The 16,632-nt window shown below is 63.4% G+C and carries 15 protein-coding genes; 6 read left to right on the top strand and 9 right to left on the bottom strand.

The window, feature by feature from the left end; genetic code table 11:
* Positions 1–95: 95 nt before the first annotated feature.
* The 7 genes from ACVWZ8_RS10695 to ACVWZ8_RS10665 all read right to left on the bottom strand — a co-directional run bounded on the left by ACVWZ8_RS10695 (position 96) and on the right by ACVWZ8_RS10665 (position 7,473).
* Positions 96–980, bottom strand: a complete 885-nt coding sequence (locus ACVWZ8_RS10695; RefSeq protein ID WP_426979350.1) for an NAD-dependent epimerase/dehydratase family protein — start codon at positions 978–980, stop codon at positions 96–98.
* Positions 981–1,010: 30 nt separating this feature from the next.
* Positions 1,011–1,637: a DAK2 domain-containing protein gene (locus tag ACVWZ8_RS10690; protein WP_426979351.1), complete on the bottom strand. Its 627-nt coding sequence runs from the start codon at positions 1,635–1,637 to the stop codon at positions 1,011–1,013.
* Positions 1,638–1,640: 3 nt separating this feature from the next.
* Positions 1,641–2,642 carry a dihydroxyacetone kinase subunit DhaK gene (locus tag ACVWZ8_RS10685; RefSeq protein ID WP_456504626.1) on the bottom strand — a complete coding sequence of 334 codons (1,002 nt, stop codon included), beginning with the start codon at positions 2,640–2,642 and terminating at the stop codon, positions 1,641–1,643.
* Between the two features lie 85 nt (positions 2,643–2,727).
* A complete protein-coding gene (locus ACVWZ8_RS10680; protein WP_456504625.1) occupies positions 2,728–3,801 on the bottom strand; it encodes an ABC transporter permease in 1,074 nt (357 codons plus the stop codon).
* Positions 3,798–4,853: an ABC transporter permease gene (locus ACVWZ8_RS10675; protein ID WP_426979354.1), complete on the bottom strand. Its 1,056-nt coding sequence runs from the start codon at positions 4,851–4,853 to the stop codon at positions 3,798–3,800. Before ACVWZ8_RS10675 ends, ACVWZ8_RS10680 begins: the two co-directional genes overlap by 4 nt.
* Positions 4,850–6,364, bottom strand: a complete 1,515-nt coding sequence (locus ACVWZ8_RS10670) for a sugar ABC transporter ATP-binding protein (protein WP_456504624.1) — start codon at positions 6,362–6,364, stop codon at positions 4,850–4,852. The genes ACVWZ8_RS10675 and ACVWZ8_RS10670 overlap by 4 nt, the downstream gene beginning before the upstream one ends.
* A 62-nt stretch (positions 6,365–6,426) precedes the next feature.
* Complete coding sequence (locus ACVWZ8_RS10665; RefSeq protein ID WP_456504623.1) at positions 6,427–7,473, bottom strand: substrate-binding domain-containing protein; 1,047 nt, start codon at positions 7,471–7,473, stop codon at positions 6,427–6,429.
* A 191-nt stretch (positions 7,474–7,664) separates the two neighbouring features.
* Here ACVWZ8_RS10665 and ACVWZ8_RS10660 point away from each other — a divergent pair, with 191 nt between their 5' ends.
* The gene (locus ACVWZ8_RS10660) at positions 7,665–8,402 is read left to right on the top strand and encodes a DeoR/GlpR family DNA-binding transcription regulator (protein WP_426979357.1); all 738 of its coding nucleotides are present in this window, start codon (positions 7,665–7,667) and stop codon (positions 8,400–8,402) included.
* Positions 8,403–8,774: 372 nt separating this feature from the next.
* A complete protein-coding gene (locus ACVWZ8_RS10655) occupies positions 8,775–9,074 on the top strand; it encodes an antibiotic biosynthesis monooxygenase family protein (protein WP_426979358.1) in 300 nt (99 codons plus the stop codon).
* Between the two features lie 174 nt (positions 9,075–9,248).
* Here the strand turns inward: ACVWZ8_RS10655 and ACVWZ8_RS10650 are convergent, their stop codons facing one another.
* A complete protein-coding gene (locus ACVWZ8_RS10650; protein ID WP_456504622.1) occupies positions 9,249–10,184 on the bottom strand; it encodes a DUF817 domain-containing protein in 936 nt (311 codons plus the stop codon).
* Between the two features lie 487 nt (positions 10,185–10,671).
* Here ACVWZ8_RS10650 and ACVWZ8_RS10645 point away from each other — a divergent pair, with 487 nt between their 5' ends.
* The 4 genes from ACVWZ8_RS10645 to ACVWZ8_RS10630 all read left to right on the top strand — a co-directional run bounded on the left by ACVWZ8_RS10645 (position 10,672) and on the right by ACVWZ8_RS10630 (position 15,199).
* Positions 10,672–11,028, top strand: a complete 357-nt coding sequence (locus ACVWZ8_RS10645; protein ID WP_426979360.1) for a VOC family protein — start codon at positions 10,672–10,674, stop codon at positions 11,026–11,028.
* 144 nt (positions 11,029–11,172) lie between these two features.
* A complete protein-coding gene (locus tag ACVWZ8_RS10640) occupies positions 11,173–13,587 on the top strand; it encodes an ATP-binding cassette domain-containing protein (RefSeq protein WP_456504621.1) in 2,415 nt (804 codons plus the stop codon).
* A 227-nt stretch (positions 13,588–13,814) separates the two neighbouring features.
* Positions 13,815–14,240 (top strand): hypothetical protein, encoded by a 426-nt coding sequence (locus tag ACVWZ8_RS10635; protein WP_456504620.1) that lies wholly within the window; start codon positions 13,815–13,817, stop codon positions 14,238–14,240.
* 140 nt (positions 14,241–14,380) lie between these two features.
* Positions 14,381–15,199 (top strand): DUF1206 domain-containing protein, encoded by an 819-nt coding sequence (locus ACVWZ8_RS10630; RefSeq protein ID WP_426979363.1) that lies wholly within the window; start codon positions 14,381–14,383, stop codon positions 15,197–15,199.
* A gap of 69 nt (positions 15,200–15,268) precedes the next feature.
* On the opposite strand, the gene ACVWZ8_RS10625 is transcribed toward ACVWZ8_RS10630, so the two are convergent.
* Entirely contained in the window at positions 15,269–16,429 is a 1,161-nt protein-coding gene (locus ACVWZ8_RS10625) for a calcium:proton antiporter (RefSeq protein ID WP_456504619.1), read from the bottom strand.
* Positions 16,430–16,632: the final 203 nt, after the last annotated feature.

Genomic DNA, 16,632 nt, shown 5'->3' with positions numbered 1-16,632 from the left:
ATGCGACAACGTTTTCGGTGGCAACCCCATCACTGGTGTTGTGGCGTGACCTGCGCATACTCCCCCAGCCAGCGGCGGGGAAGATTCACGAAGGGCTATCGCTCGATGGCGTGGCCTTCGGTGTCCAGGTGATCACGCCACGACCGCTTGGCTTTCCAGCCGAGCATCCGTTCTGCCTTTGCACATGAGATACCGGAGGCATCAACCCGGTCCAGCTCTCGCAGCTCAATCTGATCCCCGTAATACTCTTTGAGCACGGCGGCGAAGTCGCGCCCGCCGACGTTGTCGGGGTTGGCGATGTAAAAGACTTCGTGACCAGGAATGTTTGATTCAACGGCCAGCACGATTGCGTCGGCGAGGTCTTCCGAGTCAACGTAGCTCCACAGGTTTGGGCTCAGCTGCCCGGCGTCACGGACTTGACCGCCAAGGTTCCGTTCGTAGTTGCCCGGGTGCTGAACGTGACTCGGCCGGATGGAAATGCAGCGCATATCGCTACGGCGCACCGCGGCGTCGCACAGCTCTTCGCCGAACACCTTGGACAGGGCGTACGGATCCTGTGGCCGGATCGGGTGGCTCTCGTCGACCGGTGCGTAGTCGGGGAGGACAGGGCGCTCGGGGAAGAAGAACCCCGGAACGGTTTCGCTGGAGATGTTGACGAAGACTTTGACGCCCGCCCGAATGGAGGCCTCAATCATGTTGAAGGTGCCCATGATGTTGTTCTGGAACACAATGTGCGGCGGGTTGTGGGTTGGTTCGGGAATGGCCCCGGCGTGGACCACCGCGTCGAAGCCACGAACGGTCCCGTATGCTTGGCCGGCATCCGTGAGGTCCGCCTGCTGATAGTCCGGTTCCCCGGGCAGGATTCGGTCAAAAGCGTGGCGGCTGAGGTCCGAGCCAGTGACATCATGTCCGGCCGAGATCAAGGCACGGACAACAGCTGTGCCCACCTTGCCACGGGATCCTGTTACGAGAACTTTCATTTTTTCCTACTCCCTTGGAGACGCTCGCTATTAGGACCTGGCGGGCACGGAGGCCGTGCGCCAGGATTCAAGGAAGCGCCACATTGCGGTTGCCCCCGGGTCCTGGAGGCCGATGCTGCGCTCCTGAAGCCAGGCGGCACGTCCTCGCCGAGAGCGCAGCGAACGTGTGTCGATCACTGCCTTTTCGGCCGCAGCGATGGCCGCATCGAGGCCGCCCGCTCCATCCTCCCCAGCGTCGAGAGCATCTGCGGCAGGCATGATGGCATCAACGATGGTCTTGTCACCGATCTGAGTCTTGCCACGCTGCGCGATATTGTCGCCCGCGGCCCGCACGAATCGTGCGGCCGCCGCGAGGTCCACGTTGTCGAGGTCTTTCCACGTCTTTGATCCTGCGAGCAATCCGCCGGCCACCAAGGCCGCCATCGTCGAAGGATTGGCGTTGGCGAAAGCCTTTGCACAGGCGCGCGAAATCTCGGCCGGCGTGGCCCCATCCGGAAGCTCCGCCAGGGCTTCGATGACTGCCCCTGCTCCGAGCGTGATGGTGATACCAAGGTCACCATCCCCCAGCGCCTGGTCGAGGTCACGCAGCTCGTCCGCGTACTTGACGACCTCTGTCAGGCTGCGCTGGATCTGTTCAATCAGCTCTGTAGAGTGCATGGTTCAAACCTCCTGGAAGAACGGTGAGGACGCGGGCGCCTCCAGCAGCGCAAGCCGGGCGTCGTTGAGCTTGAGAAGTGAGATGGAGGCGCCTGCCATCTCCAGGCTGGTCGCGTATTCGCCGATGTAGTTCTTGGCGATCGAAACGCCACGTCCGGAGAGGATCTGGTGCACGCGGCGGTACATGACATAGAGCTCTTCCAGGGGCGTTGCACCCATGCCGTTCACAAGCACGGCGACTGTGTCGCCGTCGTACAGGTCGAGATCTTCGACGAGCGCGTCAACCAGCCGGTCCGTAATGGCGTCCGCCGTCTCCAGGGGACCACGATGGATGCCCGGCTCTCCGTGGATTCCGATTCCGATTTCCATTTCGCCGTCAGGCAGGTCGAAGCTCAAGGCACCCGTGGTGGGAAGGATGGTCGGCGACAATCCGATTCCCATCGTCGCCGTGTTGTCGACTATGTCCTCGGCGACCGCTGCCACCGCGTCGAGGCTGTCCCCGCGCTCGGCTGCCGCGCCGGCCGCCTTGTACGCGAAGATCAAGCCGGCGACGCCGCGTCGTTCAAGACGGTTGTCCTTCGGCTGGCTGGCAACGTCGTCCCGTCCCACAACGGTCCGCGTCTCAATGTCTTCAAGCTCCGCCAGATCGGCTGCCAGATCGAAATTGAAGACGTCCCCGCCATAGTTTCCGTAGAGGTAAAGCACACCGGCGCCGCCGCTGACGGCTTTTGTTGCCTCGAAACACTGCTGCGAACTGGGCGAACTGAAGACATTGCCGATCGCCACACCCGAGCAAAGCCCCTGGCCGACGTAGCCCTTGAACAGCGGGAGATGGCCGGAACCGCCACCGGTGACGATGCCTACCTTTCCTGCGACGGGAGCATCGGCGCGGACGAGGATCCGTGGGTCTTCGCCGGGGGTCTTCAGCTTTTCGGGGTGTGCGAGGAGGATTCCCTCGATCATCTCGTTGACGAAGTCCTCTGGCTTGTTAATGATCTTCTTCACGATCTTCTTTCTGTTGATGCCGGGGGAGGTTATTGGGGCTAGGGCGGTGCTGGAAGCTGGTCTGCTGCCCTGAGCCGGAGCAGATCTAGCTGGGCTGGACCGCGGGTTTTATCTGCCGACGGCGGCGGCGCCACCGGACTTGTTCGAAGGCCATGGCCGCCACGAGTACCAGGCCCTGGGCGATCGCGTACTGATAGGACGAGAGCCTCAGTGCGGTGAAGCCGCTGGAGACGATCTGCAGGGTGAGGGTGGCCAACACGACGCCCAGAACGGTGGCAAATCCGCCGTTTGGATTGGTGCCACCAAGGACAGCGATGACGATGACCAGGAGAACGTAGGACGCACCGTAGTCGGCAGAGGCCGTGGGGTTGCGGGCGATGAAGAATACGCCTGCGATGCCGCTCAGCAGACCCGTAAGTACGTACGTGCTCATGAGTGTCTGCTGGCTCGCGATGCCCGAATAACGTGCCGCCGTCGGGTTCGCGCCCTGCAGCTGAATCTTTAGTCCAAGAGGGGTGCGATTGATGATGACGCCGATGGCAATGGCGAGGAGGACAAACACGAAGAAGAGAGTCGGTATCCCGCCGAGGGTGGATGCCCCGATAGCGGTCAGGGCGGCGGGCGTCCCGTTCAGGGTCTTGCCGCCCGTCCAGGCAACAGCAATCCCATTGAAAATCTGCATGGTTCCGAGGGTCGCGAGAATCGGGGTGATGCCTACCACGGAGATCAGCAGTCCGTTGATGCACCCGCCTACAACGCCTACGGCGATGCCGGCCATGAGAATGAGCGGGAAGGCTTGCTCGGCCAGGGCCGGATCGCTGGCGGAAACGGCCGTAAAGATCGTCGACATTGTGATGGCCGCGAGGTTGGCCGTGGCCACCAGCGACAGATCGATGCCGCCGGTGAGCATTGCCAGCATCATGGCAATCGCGATCACCCCGATTTCGGGCGAGTTCAGGGCGATGTTGCTCAGATTCGTGCCGCTGAGGAAGACCGAGGGCTTGAGGGCTGCGAAGACGGCGAACGCAATGACGAGCAGAACCAGCATCCGCTTGACGCCGCCTTGCAGGCTCACACCGCCCAGTACGCGGGTCCAGGCCGAGTCGACCGAGTCGTTGAAGCGGCTCAGGGAGTTCGTTTCTGTAGCGGCGCGTTTCATGCTGCAACCTCCTGCTTCTGGGGGGCCTCATCGAGGATGCGGGCCTGGGTGGTCCGGCGGGAGGCTACGGCCTGAATGCCAACACCGACGAGCAGGAGGACACCGACCGCGGTCCGCTGCCACGCGCTGGGCACGCCTGCCAGAATGAGGCTGTTGTAGATCACCTGGACCAGTAGGACGCCCAGCGTCGTCCCCAGGACCGAGCCCCGGCCGCCGAAGATCGATGCTCCGCCGAGGACGACGGCGGCAATTATGTCGAGTTCGCTTCCGACGAGGATCTGGGGGCTGGCGCTGCGTCCCATGATCACGTAGATCATCCCGCCCACCGCTGCCATGGTTCCGGCTATGACATAGACGAACAGTTGAGTGCGGACCACCCGGATGCCGGCCCGGCGCGCGGCTTCCACATCCCCGCCGATGGCGTAGATGCTTCGTCCGAACATCGTGCTCCGCAGAACCCAGGCGAGTCCTAGCGCCAGAAGAACTGCCGGGACCACCAGGACGTGCAGGTAGGCGCTCCCACTGGAGGTCTCGAGTTCGAACAGGTTCGTCGTGGAGATCTGGGCCATCGACTCCGGCAAGTCGGCGATGTAGCGGGAACCGACGTAGGTCAGCAGTGCGCCCTTGAAGATGCCCTGGGTACCAAGAGTGACAATGAGGGTCGGCAGCCTGAACTTCGCTATGAGGAAGCCGTTGATGACGCCCAGCGACGCTCCGATCAGCAGCGCCAGTACGAAGGCCCCGACAAGCCCAAAGTCAGGCATTCCCGATTCGAGCGCTCGCACCGTGCTGTACGCCGCAAACACTGCGATCGCAGCAAATGACACGTCAATGCCGCCGGAGATGATCACCATGAGGACGCCGAGCGCAAAAATCAGCGGCACAATCGAGCTGCGAAGGATACTGAAGGCCGTCGGCAGCGTGAAGAACACGGGATTTGCGATGGACATGGCCACAATAAGGGCCACGAGGACGACGGCGAGGACGCCCTCGTTGTTCGGCCCCCGGAGCAGTCCGAGTCGTGCCGGAGTATCCAGCCTGGTGCCGCTCATGCAGCCACCTTCTCTCGGATAATGTCCACAGCGACATCGGCGTCTTCGAGGACTTCAACAACCCTGCCGTGCCGCACGACAAGCACCCGGTGGCAGCAGGCCACCAGCTCGGGCGCGTCGTCGGAAATGACGATGATGCCCATCCCCTCGGCTGCTTCGGCGCGGAGGATACTCAGAATCTCTGCCTTCGATCCGATGTCGACACCGACGGTCGGACCGTTCAGCATCAGGATGTGCGGACGGCGAGCCAGCCACTTGGCGAGCACCACGCGTTGCGCATTTCCGCCTGAAAGGGTTCGGACCGGGGACTGAACGTTAGGGGCCTTGACACGCAGCCGGGCAAAGAGGTCCTGGATTGTCTGGCGTACGGCGCGCAGGTCCAGGGTTCCGAGGCGCGTCATGTGCTCGTTCGGGGAGCCGGCGATGATGTTGTCCGCAATCGACTTATCCATGAACAGCCCCTGGGTCAGTCGGTCTTCCGGGACGTAGCCGATGCCCGCCTCGATCGCGTCCTTGATGGAGCGGATGCGGACCTCTTTACCGTTGACTTTCACGGTGCCGGAGTCGTGCGGTACGGCGCCGAAGAGTGATTCCGCAATTTCGGTGCGTCCCGAGCCGAGGAGGCCGGTCACGCCGAGGATCTCGCCACGGCGGAGGCAGAAGGAGACGTCCTCGTATGCCCCCCGCAGCCCGAGCCCCTCGAGTTCCAGGACGACCTCCGACGCAGGGTCCAGCTGGCTTACGTGTCGCGTTTCATCCAGTTCGCGCCCTGTCATGTGGAGAGCGATGGCTCTGGGATCCAGGGTTGAGGCAGGGCTCGTGACAACGTTCTTACCGGAACGCAGGATCGCAACGCGCTGCGAAATCTTGAGAACCTCATCCAGCTTATGGGAAACAAAAATGAGCCCCACCCCCTTGGCGCGCAAACGCTCTACGATCACGAACAACCTGTCCACCTCGGTGTGCGTCAGTGCCGTGGTCGGCTCGTCCATGATCAGCACGCGGGCATCGCTGACGAGGGCACGGCAGATCGCGGTCAGCTGCTTGTCCGCGACTGAGAGCTGCTCCACGTCGGCGTCCAGGTCAAGATTTAAACCGAGATCGTCGACGATGGCCTGCGCTGCGGGACGTGCCTTCCGCGCACTGTGAAGTCGACGGCGGCCAGCGACCGCCGCGGTCAGGACGATGTTCTCGGCCACTGTGAGGTTGGGGAACAAGGAGAAGTCTTGGTAAATGACCTGGATCCCGCTCTTGATGGCGACGGTGGGATCCATCGAAGAATACGTATTGCCGTCGACGACGATCTCGCCGGAGTCCGGCCTCTCGGCGCCCGAGATGATCTTGATCAGCGTCGACTTTCCGCAGCCGTTCTCGCCGGCGAGGCAGAGCACCTCACCGGGGAGCAGGTCGAGCGAGACGTCGCTCAGTGCGGTGACACCACCAAATGTTTTGACAATGTTGCGCACCTTGAGCACAGGCGAGAGCGGCCCTTTGAGGGCAGTGCTTGTCATATCGGAAACCTTTCAGGAGGGCGTGGGGCCAGCACCATGGTGCCGTCCCACGCCCCGGACTATCAGAAGTTGTACTGCTTGGCGGATTCGGCATCCGCCTCGATGGATGCATCGCCCAGGAACACGTTGTCGTAGCCGTCCAGCTTCTTCAGGCTGTTGTAGCCCTTGATGCCCAGATCGGTACCGGCTTCGATCTTGCCCCCGGTGGCAAGAACGCGGGCGATCTCAAGCTGAGCCTCTCCGGCCAGCGCCGGATCCCAGAAGAAGATCTTGTCGATTCCGCCGGTTGCGAGGTATTTGCTCGCAGCGGAGGGAATCGACGTACCCATGACGCAGATTTCCTTCGCCTTGCCGGCTTCTTCCACAGCACGTGCGATGCCGGGAACGTCGTTACCGGCAGAGCCTTGAAATCCCTTGATGTTCGGGTGCTTCGCGAGGATTTCCTTGGCCTTCTGGTACGCCGCGGCCTCGTTGTCCGTGCTTTCGATCGGATCCTCGACGCGCTTCATGTCGGGGAAGTTCGACTTCTGGAAGTCGTAGGCGGCGCCGACCCACTCCATGTGGGTCTTGGCTGTGAGGCCACCGACAAACTGGACGTAGTCGCCCTTGCCTCCCATGCAGGTGCCCAAGCTCTTCATGATCTTCTGGCCGTAAACGGCGTTGTCGAAGGCTTCGATGTCGATGTCGACATTCTTGATTCCCGTGGCCTCGTGCGCGACCGTGATGATGCCCTTCGCTTTGGCCTGGGCCAGCACGTTGGCAACGGCTTCCGGGGAATTCGGGACCACGGTGATGGCTGTCGGCTTCTGTGCGACCAGGTCCTGGATGATCTTGATCTGCTTCTCGGGGCTGACGTCGTCGCCGCCTTCGGTGCGGGTGTCGATGCCGGTGCGCTTGCCGTAGGACTGCACACCTTCGTCCATGCGGTCGAACCATGCGATGCCCTTGAGCTTCACTACGGTCACCATGGTCATGTCTGATGCTTTGGTGTCACCGCCGGCGCCCGGTGCGGCCGTAGCGGCGGCTCCGTCGTTGACAGAACCGCAGCCCGTCATGAGGACGGCTGAGAGCCCCGCGGCCAAAAACGCTGATGTACGCAAAAGCTTCATCAATTCACTCCTTTGTGATCACGCAATGCGGATGCATGAATCCGCGCATCGGTTTCTCCGATCTGTGCATACGCTAGGTCATATTCGCGCAGGTGTCGAGGGATTCGCGCAATTTTGCCGAAATGCGTGCAAATATTGCGCGAATTCGTGCATCCGTCTACCCTTTAGCTCATACCTAGGAAAGGGGCCCGATGTCGCGCCGCCAGGAGATTGTCGAGCTCATCGAGGAGCACGGCTTTCAGAGCGTCACCACGCTTGCCCGAAAGTACGGAGTGGATGCGTCCACGATTCGTCGAGACCTGGAGCGTCTCGCAGAGGAGAAGAGTATCCGGCGCACACACGGCGGCGCCGCACCTGCAGAGCCTTCCGTCCCCGCTCGCGCGACCGAACTGCAGGCACGGGAGAAGGAGGCGATCGGCGCTGCCACGGCTGACAGGATTCTTGAGAACCAGACGGTCCTCCTCGACAGCGGGACGACATGCCTGGAAGTGGCACGGCATCTCGACCATTCGCGTCTGACCGTGGTTACCCACGATCTGTTGGTTGGGATCGAGATTTCACGCAAACCGCGCATCAACCTGGTGTTTATCGGCGGCGAGCTCCTGCCGGGCACCACTTCCATGTGGGGCCCGGCTTCGCTGCAGCAACTCGAAAACATGCGGGTGAACGTGGCCGTTTTCGGAGCGGGTGCCGTGATGGATGACGGGATCTACGCAAGCTCAAGCTATTCGATCGAACTCAAACGCAAAATGCGTTCCGTGGCTGCCGAGGCGTTTTTCGTCGCAGACAGCTCCAAGTTCGGACGCGAGGCGCTTTTCAAGGTCTTCGGGTTCGAGGACTTTACTGCGGGGATCACCGACGACGCAATCGATCCGATCCGGGCGGCACGTTGGCCGATTCCGCTTATTCGTGCCAGCACCACGAACTAGCTGGCAGTGAGCGGCGAAGCTAGCGGGCATGCCCCAATGTCTTTCGCCCAAGAGACCACGCTGTCGACTATCGACAGTCGGCCGAGCCTCATGATCGTGCGTGACGTAGAGGCAGGTTGTGCCGGCGGCCTTCTGGGTGGACCGGATCTCGGTTAGTGCTTCCCCGCGCAGCATCGCGTCCAGATTGGAAAGCGGCTCGTCCAGCAGCAGCGCCGCCGGGCGGATGACAAGGGCTCGGGTTCTAGCAGGCTTCGCGTCTCGCCCACGGCGAGAGCGCCGGAGCAATCGGCTGGTGCCTTGAGAGCGGCTCCGCGCAAAGCGCCGGTTCTAGAATTGACGTATCAAAAACCTTCTGGAAAGGGTGTGAGACCGATGGCAGAGCATTACGCCTCCGGGGTCTGGCATGTGAAGCAGGGGAACGACGAGGAGTTCGTGGGGCGGTGGACCGAGTTCCTCCAGTGGTCCCGCGCGAACTATCCGTCCATGGTGGTTGCCAATCTCCTTCGTGACGGCGGTGTCCCGGGACGCTATATGTCGTTTTCGGAGTGGACCGACGAGGCGTCCCGCGACGCATGGAAGCAGGACCCGGAGTTCAAGAACCGCTTCGGTGCCTGCGTGGCGCTCTGCGAGGACATGCACGGGGCAGACTACGATCTGGCGGTGAGCGTCTAGCGCTACTGGCCGGGGGTCCCCGAAAATGTGACGCCTCGCTGCGGAAAGACTCCGCGCGGCGGAGTGCCCCAACGGTCGACGGCGGGGGCTCCCAAGGCCGCGCAAACGGATGCCGCCGGCGCCTCCAGCCTGCTGCGACCGTCGCGTCTGCCGTAACACTGATCGGGGGCGGCGCTACCGCGGGGCCCCGTTTTCCGCGGTGGCAGCCGGGACCGCCGGTGACTCGCCGACGTCGGACGCGGCACCGCTGACCTCCTCAGCCGGTCCGGGTGGCTCCGGCTTGTAGACCCATGCCACCAGCACCACCGAGATGATCATCAGGAGGAACCATGAGACCAGCTTGTCGGACGAGACCATGTGCCAGCCGTTCAACTGGCTTGGGTAGAGCCACGCCCCGGACCACGTCGCGATGTTCTCGGCAATCCAGATGAACAGTGCCACGAGCAGGAACGCCAGAACCAACGGCATCCGGAACTGCCTGCGGAACACCCGGAAGTGCATGACACACCGGCCGTAGATGATGCCGACGGCGGCCAGCAGAACCCATCGTGCGTCGATGGTGTAGTGGTGGGAGAAGAAGTTCACGTAGATGGCTGCGGCCAGGATCGCCGTGACCCACCGCCGCGGGTACCTGGCGAAGCGCAGATCGAAGAGCCGGTAGACGCGCACCATGTATGAACCGACTGCCGCATACATGAAGCCGCTGAAGAGCGGGACGGCCCCGATGCGCAGGAAGCCCTCGGCCTCATACGACCACGAGCCGACGTCGGTCTTGAACAGTTCCATCGCCGTTCCGACCACATGGAAGAGAACAACCACCCTGAGCTCCCGCAGGGTTTCCAGTCGTGCTGCAACCATCAGAATCTGGATAGTGACTGCGGCGAGGGTCAGGAAATCGTTCCTGGGCAGTGCGGCGCCGTCCGGATACCAAAGGCGTGCCGCCAAGATCACGGCGAGGAGCGCAACGCCAAAGATGCATGCCCAGGCTTGCTTGAGACCGAAGACGGCAAACTCGGTAAGTCTCGAACGGACGCCGCCAGCAGGGGCGCGGTCTAGAAACCGATGCGCACGCTCATCGATACGGTTCTCTACGGAAGTGAAGCTGCGCATTGGTACCCAGTTCCCCCGCCAACCAAGGCGCCATACCCATAGGTCATCGCGGCGCGAAGCCGGTCCCGCATCGGCCAGTCCACGCACCATTCCCACACCCTATCGGAGGGGAAAGGTGACGTCCGTGGGGGCAGAGCGGACGCGGAGTGGAGTGGCACGCCAGGGGCGCTAGACAACTCCGGTGCGACGTGGCACGATCGGGCAGGTGACCAGCAGCCCCGCCGCAGCGCAGCACCTGTGCCACCCCGCGCGGCTGCACCGCGTCCGCGACCGGATCGACGCGAAACAGCTGACCAGACCGATCCGGAATCGAGAAGCGCGGACCCCCGAGCCGCAGCTAGCGTGACCGTCATGGATATCACCATGCACGCTAGCTTCCTCCCGCACAACGACCCGGACGCCTCCCTGGCCTTTCTACCGCGACCGCCCGGAGATGGTCCCGATGGGCCAGACAATCCCGACCAGACCCACGACTTCAGGAGTGACTATGACCGGCTCTTCCACCCAGGGAATCAAGACCGTACTGCATCCCGTTTCCGACCTGGCGACGGCCAAGGCGGTGTACGCCGCCCTACTCGGCGTACCGCCGCAGACCGACGGGCCCTACTATGTCGGCTTCGAGGCCGCGGGCCAGCACATCGGGCTGGTGCCGGGCGGTGGACCGCAGGGGATGACCTCACCGGTGGCCTACTGGCACGTGCCGGACCTCGAGGCGAAGCTGGCCGAGGTGACCGCCGCGGGTGCCGTCGTGAAGGAGCCTGTGCACGACGTCGGCGGCGGCCGCCTAGTGGCCACCGTCACCGACCCCGATGGCAACGTGCTCGGGCTGCTCCAGGACCCGTGAGGTAGACAGCGGGCTGCTCCAGTGAGGTAGACAGCGGACCGCGCCGACGAAGGAGAACCGGACGTACTGCTCGAAGCAGTACGATCAAGCCGGGCGACGCCTACGGAGTCCGCGCAGGCGGCCCCGCAAACAGATGGAGACACGATGAGCATGGCCACGAGGACGGACACAGAATCGCCTGCGCTGCACGTAGCGGACAGCCACGATCTGATCCGCGTGCAGGGCGCGCGCGAGAACAACCTCAAAAACATCAGCATCGAAATCCCGAAGCGCCGGCTGACGGTGTTCACGGGCGTCTCCGGCTCGGGCAAGAGCTCTCTCGTGTTCGCCACCATCGCGGCCGAGTCGCAGCGGATGATCAACGAGACCTACAGCGCCTTCGTACAGGGCTTCATGCCCAACCTGTCGCGGCCCGATGTGGACCACCTCGAGGGGCTGACGACGGCGATCATCGTCGACCAGGAGCGGATGGGGGCCAACCCGCGCTCCACGGTGGGCACCGCCACCGACGCCAACGCCATGCTGCGCATCCTCTTCAGCCGGCTGGGATCGCCGCACGTGGGGCCACCTACCGCGTTCTCCTTCAACGTCCCGACGCGGAAGGCGAGCGGGGTGATGAGCACCGAGAAGGCCGGCAGGGTCGAGAGGAACGTGGTGCGCGAGGTGGTCTACCTGGGCGGCATGTGTTCGCGCTGCGAGGGCATGGGCTCGGTCTCCGACTTCGACCTCACGGCGCTGTATGACGACACGAAGTCACTCAGCGGAGGTGCGTTGACGATTCCCGGCTACAGCATGGACGGCTGGTATGGCCGTATCTTCAGCGGCGCCGGTTTTGACATGGACAAGCCGATCGCGAAGTTCACTAAAAAGGAAATGCACGACCTCCTGTACAAGGAACCGACCAAGATCAAGGTCGAGGGCATCAATCTCACCTACGAGGGGCTGATCCCGAAGATCCAGAAATCGATCCTTTCCAAGGACGTCGACGCGATGCAGCCTCACATCCGGGCTTTCGTGGAGCGTGCCATCACGTTTCAGGCCTGCCCCGAGTGCAACGGAACGCGGCTCAGCCCGGAGGCCAGGTCCTCGAAGATCCAGGGCAAGAGCATCGCCGACGTGTGCGAGATGCAGATCAGCGACCTTGCCGCTTGGGTCCGCGAGCTCAACGAGCCTTCGGTTGCCCCGCTCCTCAAGGGCTTGCAGCACCTGCTCGACTCGTTCGCCGAAATCGGGCTGGGTTACCTCTCGTTGGACCGACCTGCGGGCACGCTGTCCGGAGGGGAGGCCCAGCGCACCAAGATGATCCGGCACCTGGGCTCGTCCCTCACGGACATCACCTACGTCTTTGACGAGCCGACTATCGGCCTGCACCCGCATGACATCGAGCGGATGAACCAGCTGCTGCTGCAGCTGCGCGACAAGGGCAACACCGTGCTCGTCGTCGAGCACAAGCCGGAGACCATCGCGATTGCCGACCACGTCGTTGACCTCGGTCCCGGCGCAGGCACCGAGGGCGGCAGCGTCTGTTTCGAGGGAAGCGTGGAGGGGCTGCGGGGGAGTGCCACCATCACGGGCCGCCACCTCGACGACCGGGCCGCGGTTAAGGAATCGGTACGCCCGTCGTCGGGCGCACTGGAGGTCCGTGGAGCGTCCACGAACAATCTCCAGGGCGTGGATGTCGACATCCCGCTCGGCGTGCTCTGCGTGGTCACTGGCGTAGCCGGCTCAGGGAAGAGTTCGCTGATCCACGGTTCGGTGGACGGCCGCGACGGCGTGGTGGTGATCGACCAGGGTGCCATCAAGGGGTCGCGGCGCAGCAACCCTGCGACGTACACGGGCCTTCTCGAGCCGATCCGCAAGGCGTTCGCGAAGGCCAACGGCGTGAAGCCGGCGCTGTTCAGCTCCAACTCAGAAGGCGCCTGTCCCACATGCAACGGCGCGGGCGTCATCTTCACCGAACTGGGCGTTATGGCCACCGTCGAGTCCACCTGCGAGGACTGCGAGGGCAAGCGGTTCCAGGCCGCGGTGCTGGCCTACAAGCTGGGCGGCCGCAACATCGCCGAAGTGCTGGCAATGTCGATGACCGAGGCCGAGGTGTTCTTTGGCGAAGGGGAGGCCCGTACGCCGGCGGCCCACAAGATCCTCGACCGGCTCGTGGACGTCGGGCTCGGCTACCTCACCCTCGGCCAGCCGCTCACCACGCTGTCCGGCGGTGAGCGGCAGCGCGTCAAGCTCGCCACCCAGATGGCAGAGAAGGGTGACGTCTACGTCCTCGACGAGCCCACCACCGGCCTGCACCTCGCCGACGTCCAGAACCTGCTGGGCCTCCTCGACCGGCTCGTCGACTCCGGCAAGTCGGTCATCGTCATTGAGCATCACCAGGCGGTCATGGCGCACGCCGACTGGATCATCGACCTCGGCCCCGGCGCCGGCCACGACGGCGGCAGGCTCGTCTTCCAAGGTACACCCGCCAGCCTGATAGCCGCCCGCTCCACCCTCACCGGCGAGCACCTCGCGGCCTACGTCGGCACCGGACCGAGGCCCTCGCGGGCACCGTGAGACGAGCTCTCTCATCTGTTTCGACTCGTTGGCTGCCGATAACAGCGCATACATGCGGCAGTGACTCACACCGCCGTCGGTAAGCCGCGACAGGTCGGGCCGTCACTCATGAACACGCGACACTAGCTGCGGGCCGTCGCGACCCATTGTCCTCGACGAGCTGCCCGCCGGGAGGTAAGCTGGCTTACTACCGAAAAGCGGCAGACACCAATCGCAAAGGTATGCCGATGTCCGAGAATCCGCACGGCGGCCAGGACGCCGCATCCCAGGCCCGGCATCCCGCGCCGAGTGCCGACATCCCGGCCGATCAAGCCCGCAGCGGTGCAGATGTGGGCGAAGCGGTCGACATCGCCGAGTCGGGCACCAAGGCGCAGGGTGACCACTCGCGTCCGGAACATGCCAAATCAGGCGAGGCGCCCGTAGAGCAGGTGTTCAACGACCCCGCCATGACCGAGGGACAGCGGACCGTGACCCGCTCTGCGACAGCCGGGGCCGTACCGCCTGGACCGTCACCTGCCGAAGCCGGATCCGGTGGAGCCCAGTCCCCTATTGGGGCTCGGGAGTCGGACCGTCTCGCGGCCGGCGAGCCGCCGACCGCAGGCAAGCCCTTCGACACCGGCACAGAGGACACCGAAACCGACAGCGACGGATAGCACGTTTGCCGGAACGGTCCGTGTATGCCCGGGCTGTCTTCGCTGGCTCAGACCGGGCCTGTATCAGCGCGGTCTCAGGTGGCAAAATGGGTGTGTTACCCGCCCCGCATTCGCATCGCGCCTGCACCAAGGAACGAAGAATGAAGAAAGAGCTGAACGAGGCCGCGAACGCGGTCGAGGAGGCATCGAACTCCAGGGCTCTTGTGATCGCTGCCAGGGCAGGTTTTGCCGTCAGCGGCCTGTTGCACGTTCTGACCGGCTCCGTCGCCATCCAGTTGGCCTTCGGCAAGGCGGGACAGGCCGACCAGGGCGGTGCCGTCGCCCAACTCGCCGGCCAGCCCCAGGGGCTGCTGCTGCTGTGGACCGGATTCGGCGCCTGTGTGGCCTTGGCCCTGTGGCAAACCGGAAACGCCGTGTTCGGCTACGGTCAGCAGGAAACCAAGAAGAAGGTGGGGAACAGACTTTCCGCAGGCGGCAAGGCAGTGGTGTTCGCCGCCATGGCGCTGACGTTCGCTGCCTCCGCGAGCGGAAACAGCAAGAACAGCGGACAAACCACCAGCGATTTCACGGTCTCAATCATGAAAGCTCCCGGGGGTCCATTCCTGCTGATCATTATCGGGGCCGCGGTCGCCGTCGTCGGCATTGTCTTCGTGGTCCGCGGATTCAAGGCATCGTTCAAGAAGGATCTGCGGCTGCCTCCCTCGGGCACCGGTCGGTCCGTTGTGACGGGGTTGGGCGTGGCCGGCTACATAGCCGAGGGCATCGCACTGTTTCTGGTGGGATTGCTGTTCATCATTGCCACCGTAAACGCCCGCCCTCAGGAGTCCACTGGCCTGGATGGCGGATTGAAGGCGCTGCGCGAGCAGCCGTACGGGGTATATCTGCTGACCGCCGTCGGTGCCGGCCTGATCTGTTACGGCCTTTACCTGATGGTGAAGACCAAATTCGCGCGGATGTAAACTGCCCCACGTTTCATGTCGGTGGACCTGTCTGCGCCTCTGTCGGTTTCTTTGACGAACCCGCGAGGCTCAGGAGAATACGGCGATGCCGTAGACCGCGAAGACCACGAGATGGGCTGCGCCGTGCATCGCCGTCACCTTCTTGGAAGCAAGCGTTGTCACCGACAGCATCAACGTGACGCCAAGGAGTAACAGGTTGGCCGAGGACTCGCCCAGAACGACGGCCTGGCCGGTGACGAGGCCGATAACGAGGACTGCGGGAATGGTCAGGCCAACCGTGGAGACCAGTGCACCATGACATAGATTGCTGACACGCTGAATCTCGCCCTGCAGCGCGGCGCGCACTGACGTGATCGACTCGGGCAAGAAAACAATCATGGCGATCAGAATGCCGGAAAGCGCCACGGGCGCACCGACGCGCCCGAGCCCGTCGTCCAGAAGAGTGGCCATGCCGTGCGAGAGCAGCACGATGGGCAAGACCGTCACGACAAGCAACGCAATCCGCAGCAATAACTCGGAACGATGCTCGGCGATGACGCGGATGACGCTCCGGCGGCCCTGCTCGGAGGCGTCGCTGCCACGTAAGCCCGGACCGGCGGAGAATCGTGGATCGACTTCCCGGAAGTCGTCGGCTTGCCTGCCCATCTGCCGGTAGAGGAAGAAGGCATATAAGGCGAGGGTCAGCACGATGATGGGGATCTCCTGCCGCGGCGTGTAGGAGCCGTCACGACCAATCAGGGCCGGCAGGGCAAAGGCCAACGAGACGAGAACGACGAGCAAGGCGAGATAGGAGGAGGTGCCAGTGCGGTTGTGGCCCAGATTGCCGTGCTTGATCGCCCCGACGAGAAGAGAGAGCCCGATCACCGCATTGAGAATAATCATCGATACGGCCATCACCGAGTCTCGTGCGATGGTGGTGTGCTCCCCGGGCCCCAGCATGACGGCAGAAATGAGCACCACCTCGATCAACACGATCGAGAGTGTGAGGACCAGGGAGCCGTAGGGATCACCAAGGCGGTGGGCGAGATGTTCGGCCTCATGGACCACCCCGAAGGCGCAGACCAGAACGACACCGACGATGACCACGAGCGCAGCAACCAGCAGCGGCGTGGGAACGGGTGGCTCAAGCAGGGGCCCGGCAAACACCAATCCGACGACGGCGCCCCCGCCGACCACGAGGCGCACAATAGCGACGGGCGTGAAAATGGATCGCCCAGTAGAGGAAAACACGGGTTGAACCCCATTCCACGAGGCCGTCCCCGTGTCGACCGACCGAACGGGCCGTCCCGTCCGCAGCGCTGCTGTCACACTCTGCCGCTCATGCTACTGCAGGGCAGTCACGATCCCGGCAGGCTCAAATACGATTGACATACGATCGATATCGAAAGGCTTGAGATGTCTATGAAGGTCACTACCACGACGCTCCATATGCG

The organism is Arthrobacter sp. UYCu723 (assembly GCF_054059215.1).
Note: the sequence above shows the minus strand (reverse complement) of the source record. Positions and strands in the feature narration are given on the sequence as shown.

Excerpts from the sequence above, each read along its gene's own strand:
- ACVWZ8_RS10635 (WP_456504620.1), top strand. The coding sequence starts at position 13,815 with ATGTCCGAGAATCCGCACGGCGGCCAGGACGCCGCATCCCAGGCCCGG.
- ACVWZ8_RS10645 (WP_426979360.1), top strand. The coding sequence starts at position 10,672 with ATGACCGGCTCTTCCACCCAGGGAATCAAGACCGTACTGCATCCCGTT.
- ACVWZ8_RS10640 (WP_456504621.1), top strand. The coding sequence starts at position 11,173 with ATGAGCATGGCCACGAGGACGGACACAGAATCGCCTGCGCTGCACGTA.
- ACVWZ8_RS10690 (WP_426979351.1), bottom strand. The coding sequence starts at position 1,637 with ATGCACTCTACAGAGCTGATTGAACAGATCCAGCGCAGCCTGACAGAG.
- ACVWZ8_RS10665 (WP_456504623.1), bottom strand. The coding sequence starts at position 7,473 with ATGAAGCTTTTGCGTACATCAGCGTTTTTGGCCGCGGGGCTCTCAGCC.
- ACVWZ8_RS10650 (WP_456504622.1), bottom strand. The coding sequence starts at position 10,184 with ATGCGCAGCTTCACTTCCGTAGAGAACCGTATCGATGAGCGTGCGCAT.
- ACVWZ8_RS10695 (WP_426979350.1), bottom strand. The coding sequence starts at position 980 with ATGAAAGTTCTCGTAACAGGATCCCGTGGCAAGGTGGGCACAGCTGTT.
- ACVWZ8_RS10680 (WP_456504625.1), bottom strand. The coding sequence starts at position 3,801 with ATGAAACGCGCCGCTACAGAAACGAACTCCCTGAGCCGCTTCAACGAC.
- ACVWZ8_RS10660 (WP_426979357.1), top strand. The coding sequence starts at position 7,665 with ATGTCGCGCCGCCAGGAGATTGTCGAGCTCATCGAGGAGCACGGCTTT.
- ACVWZ8_RS10630 (WP_426979363.1), top strand. The coding sequence starts at position 14,381 with ATGAAGAAAGAGCTGAACGAGGCCGCGAACGCGGTCGAGGAGGCATCG.
- ACVWZ8_RS10670 (WP_456504624.1), bottom strand. The coding sequence starts at position 6,364 with ATGACAAGCACTGCCCTCAAAGGGCCGCTCTCGCCTGTGCTCAAGGTG.
- ACVWZ8_RS10655 (WP_426979358.1), top strand. The coding sequence starts at position 8,775 with ATGGCAGAGCATTACGCCTCCGGGGTCTGGCATGTGAAGCAGGGGAAC.
- ACVWZ8_RS10675 (WP_426979354.1), bottom strand. The coding sequence starts at position 4,853 with ATGAGCGGCACCAGGCTGGATACTCCGGCACGACTCGGACTGCTCCGG.